This is a genomic window from Vulcanococcus sp. CPBay_Sum15L08_68, from assembly GCF_017855895.1.
In the GTDB taxonomy this organism is placed as follows: domain Bacteria; phylum Cyanobacteriota; class Cyanobacteriia; order PCC-6307; family Cyanobiaceae; genus Vulcanococcus.
Genome location: NZ_JAFMFX010000105.1, coordinates 1 through 3,232 on the forward strand (window position 1 = coordinate 1; position 3,232 = coordinate 3,232).

Below are 3,232 nucleotides of genomic sequence, written 5' to 3' on the forward strand. Positions count from 1 at the left end.
GACGACGCTGCGCGCTGTCCTCTGGACGAGCCTCCTGTTTCGCGCCATCCAGGCCGGAAGGGCGCTGTCCATTCAATGGCTGCTGCAGTGAAGTCAAAAAAATCCCCCTGCCCACCGGAAAGTGTCAGGGGTGAGCTATTCCGTCCCCCCGTTTCGGGGTTGAGCGAATCATCGGATTGATCGTCACAATCGCGATAGCCCCATTTGGGGGTAATTACACAGCAGCAGCCGTAGTGGTCTTGCGTTGTTGGACGGCGTAAACGGCAGCTCCTGCGGCTGCAACGGCCAAGCCACCGCTGACCGCAAAGAAGACCAGGGTCTGAAGAAGCAGCAAGAGGGCGCCCAGACCTGAGAAGGTCGCAATCCGAATCTTGGACTTGATCAAAAGCGTCAGCAACAGAATCACCGTGGCCTTCAGGCTGAGGATCTTGGCTCCAGCAATGGGGCAAAAGGGGTTGAGCAACATGACGGACCGAGCACTCCACCCATGCTGGTGCCGCCATCGCAGGAGCGCGAGGACAGCAGCAAGCAACACCCTCTGCCCGCGGCACTCCCTGATAGCGTCCAGCTCACACGGATGGGCGGCAATGCTGACTGGACTCTTTGGCGTATTACTCGCGGCCCTCTCCTTCGTTCAAGTGCCTCAGTGGGACAACGACTGGACAAAATGCTCTGTGTCCGTCCCCGACACCGCATGCCACTGGTATGTCGTCAATCCGGACAACACCTTCGGGAAAGGGTTCAGCTGGATCACCGCTCCCAAATTGGATGTTGCGGCGCTGCAAGATGTCGCAGCACAACATGAATTCACCGTTCAGAACGGTTACCAGACGACGGTTGAACTGATGGATGCCACCTCTTCAGTGAAGTACGGAGACGACTACTAAGCCTCAAGACCATCCTCGGGCCGGAGGCAGGAGGATGGAATCACTTTTTAAGGTGCGGCTTATACCCCCTTCGTCGAGCGATAGTTGACACCGCGGTGCATCAGATTCGCTTCTTGAGCTGTACATTGAAAGAGGGCATGGTGCCTGTCAACACACCAGTTTTCATGGCCATATCCCCAAGGCAAGCCGAGTTCAGATGACGCCTCATGCTGGACACTGTTCAGCTGCGCAAGAGAAATCGCGACGATAATCTGATCATCTAAAGGATCAACGTTGTAATCGAGCACAGTTCCCCCCAGTGCAATGGATGAAGAGGGGCCTCTGCAGAGGATGATCCCCGAGGGGAACCTTGGAAGCAAAGGATTCTCCCTATGCCTTGAGGTGGCACACCTCAGTTATGGCCTGCAAGGAGGAAAAGGGCTATGAGCATTTGAACGGATGCGGAACACCACCAAACAATGCACGGCTCCAGAGGAGCCTTTGCTCAAGGCTCTAGAGATCGCTGCCCATCGAACTGATGGCCTCTAAAGGACCATGAAAAGCTGGCCCTGAATTGAGCGCAGGCAGGAGCTCAGGATCCAAAACAAGCCGCTGATAACGCTTGGCCTGCGCGGACCAAAGGTCATCATGGCTGCTGTCCAATACAAGTGACCGATCTCCGGCAACAGGAAGCAGAATGAACTGATCAAACACGTGAAGAACTCAATAGCAAAAAGACTTTTTGACGACAATCGGCACGCAAGAGGTAACGAGAAAACGAATGGTGCCTTGGAAAACAGCGGAGATATCAGAAGGAACGCTCATCCACTTCTTGATCAGCCAAGAACAGGCCCGAGAAGTTCTAAGCCGTAGTCAGCGGGAAACTGCTCGCAACAATGAAGCCGAAAAAATCCTGTCCTTGGTCCAGACAAACCCCAAAGCGGAGAAAAGACGCTTGAACACTGCCGTCACGCGCCCGCAATGGGGATTGGAATGAACGGGCCGTGGTCGCTGTGGGCGACAACAAACCGATATCTGAGCCTTACTCCGTGTATTTCAGTCGATGTGAGCGGCGACCATGCAGTGAAGGGCCGACGCAGCACGCCTGTGATGTCAGAGGTCAACCTAACACCGCACCGACAACAACCTGACTCTGCACAAGGGGCATCAGCATGGATGTCAGCGGCCAAGTCAGATCGAAGGACAACGGAAATTCTTCTAAAGCTTTTGGAACCCAGCACCAGAACGGCCTATCAAGAGTGTGGTTTCTGTTGCCTCAGGCAATGCTCGGTTTTGATGTGACCGCCCAAACTCCCCACGGTGAGAAGCGGGTGCACCTGGTCGCCATCAACGAATCCGTGGCCCTGAGCCTGGCCAAACGGGCCTTTGGCGACCATCCCCTGAGCATTCGCACCTGCACCGGGCCAACCCGCCGGCAGCGGGATTCAATCCCCATCGAGGACTGAGTCGCCAACTGACGCCTTGCCAGAAAAAAGCGCCCCCGAAGGGGCGCATCCAGCACTTGCGGCAACGATCAGAAAATCGGCACCACAACCCGGCTTAAACCGGCCAACTGAGCCTGTTCAAGACGCTTGGCCTTGAGGATCTGGGCGCGGATAAGGGCGAGAGTGTTCATGGCATGAGCCTCGAGATGACAGCCCCGTTCCCTGCTGTCAAATCATGCATCCCCAAAGGGGACGAACGTCTTCAAACTGTAGCGACTGCTACCGCTCAAAAGTGTGCCCTGGTGTACTCGGTCCTGCATTAAGGATTGCAGATGCTCAATGGCGCGCGGCTCATTGCGCGCTGTTCTGAATGTTCAGAAGTGCCTTGCCATCTGAACTGACGGAGACCTCGGTGATCACTGCAGGAGACCGTCCTTCCATCTCCCAGCCAGGAGGTCCGCCGGAAAACCGAAAGACGAAACCCAGGGCATCGGCTCGCATCAAACAACGCTGACGCGCAAGCGTTGTCGAAAACATGCAGGCCGCCGGCACGTACTGACCCAACCCACCGTTGAGTGCCACTGCTTTTGTCCGCGCCAGATTCATTGCACGCTGAAACGCTGGCCCCTCCTTCTGCAAGCGCTCGATCTGATCAAAGGTCTGCTGAACGCCCTGTGCACTGGCCTGGATGGGCATCCAGGGCACAACAGACAGGAGCAACAAGGCTTTCAAGAGAAAGCGTTTCATCTCTTTCCCTGCCAGAACAGAACGAAGAATGAGCGAACTCTGGTGCAAGCCAGACCTGGAAGCAAGCACAGAAAAAAGCGCCCCCGAGAGGGCGCTCAGATCACAAGAGAATCACCCCCGGATCACCAGAGACCGCGCACGGGCTGCTTGACCGGCTCGGGAGCTTCGGCGGTG

4 protein-coding genes are annotated in these 3,232 nt (G+C 56.2%); 2 read left to right on the forward strand and 2 right to left on the reverse strand.

Annotation, left to right across the window (positions count from 1 at the left end):
• Positions 1 to 214: 214 nt before the first annotated feature.
• On the reverse strand, positions 215 to 466 hold the full coding sequence (locus tag QZ189_RS10885; RefSeq protein WP_010316159.1) for a hypothetical protein: 252 nt from the start codon (positions 464 to 466) through the stop codon (positions 215 to 217).
• 121 nt (positions 467 to 587) lie between these two features.
• Between QZ189_RS10885 and QZ189_RS10890 the strand changes: the two genes are divergently transcribed.
• A complete protein-coding gene (locus tag QZ189_RS10890) occupies positions 588 to 887 on the forward strand; it encodes a hypothetical protein (protein ID WP_296421760.1) in 300 nt (99 codons plus the stop codon).
• A 1,262-nt stretch (positions 888 to 2,149) separates the two neighbouring features.
• Positions 2,150 to 2,332: a hypothetical protein gene (locus tag QZ189_RS10895; RefSeq protein WP_010316152.1), complete on the forward strand. Its 183-nt coding sequence runs from the start codon at positions 2,150 to 2,152 to the stop codon at positions 2,330 to 2,332.
• A gap of 330 nt (positions 2,333 to 2,662) precedes the next feature.
• Here the strand turns inward: QZ189_RS10895 and QZ189_RS10900 are convergent, their stop codons facing one another.
• Positions 2,663 to 3,058, reverse strand: a complete 396-nt coding sequence (locus tag QZ189_RS10900) for a hypothetical protein (protein WP_296421761.1) — start codon at positions 3,056 to 3,058, stop codon at positions 2,663 to 2,665.
• Positions 3,059 to 3,232 lie beyond the last annotated feature (174 nt).